The organism is Nocardia sp. BSTN01, from assembly GCF_015354405.1.
Classification (GTDB): Bacteria; Actinomycetota; Actinomycetes; order Mycobacteriales; family Mycobacteriaceae; genus Nocardia.
This window is the reverse complement of sequence record NZ_JADKYP010000170.1, coordinates 1-782: the sequence shown is the minus strand read 5'-3', so window position 1 is coordinate 782 and position 782 is coordinate 1. Positions and strand designations below refer to the sequence as shown.

2 protein-coding genes are annotated in these 782 nt (G+C 70.1%); one reads left to right on the top strand and one right to left on the bottom strand.

Annotated elements, in window-relative coordinates; translation table 11 throughout:
- Window positions 1-374: helix-turn-helix domain-containing protein (locus tag IRT45_RS36380; RefSeq protein ID WP_228536052.1), on the bottom strand; the 374-nt coding region annotated here is incomplete at its 3' end.
- A 92-nt stretch (window positions 375-466) separates the two neighbouring features.
- Here IRT45_RS36380 and IRT45_RS36375 point away from each other — a divergent pair.
- Window positions 467-782: NAD(P)-binding domain-containing protein (locus tag IRT45_RS36375; RefSeq protein WP_194810272.1), on the top strand; the 316-nt coding region annotated here is incomplete at its 3' end.

Sequence of the window (782 nt, the reverse complement as noted above, 5' to 3'; positions counted from 1 at the left end):
TCCTCACGCTCCCCTTCAGGCTCGCCCGCATCCAATAGGGCGTCGCCGTGAATCTCGATCCATTCGCCGAGGGCGCGCATCGGCCCCTCGACGAGGCTGCGCCCCAGCGGTGTCAGCGCGTATTCGACCCGGGGCGGCGCTTGCGCGTAGCGCTGACGCTCGATCAGGCCGTGGCCGAGCAGCCGGCGCAATGCCTCGGTGAGCGCCTTGTCGCTGATCCCGCCGATCTCGGCCCGTAGTTGGCTGCGTCGGCGGGCACCGCCGAGCAGTCCGACCAGCACCACCGGATCCCAGGTGTGCGCGAAAAGGTCTGTGGCCGCGCGCAATCGGCAGTCGGCGACCAATTCGCCCGCATGCTCGTCGTAACCGCTCATCCCGTGATGATCACCCATCCGTCGCGCACCGATCGGTGCGTATCGGCTCCCCTACCGTAGCGCCGGATCGACAACTCGAAGGGGCACACAGGATGCGAATCACGATTCTCGGCACCGGCACCTTGGCCGAGGCATTGGGCCGCCGATGGGCGCATGCCGGACATGAGATCACGGTGGCCGGGCGCTCGGTGGAGAAGGCGCAGCAACTCGCGCAGTGGCTGGGTGCCGGCGCACGGGCGGTGCCGTTGGCGGAGATCGCGGCGGTTCCAGCGGGCGGAAACTTCGGACCGGACGCCGAAGCGGCGACGGATACAGCCGCGGGCGACACGGGAGCCGCAGGCAAGGCAGGCACGGCGGACGCAGCCCACGCAGCGGACGCAGCCCACGCAGCGGACACGGCAGGCGCAG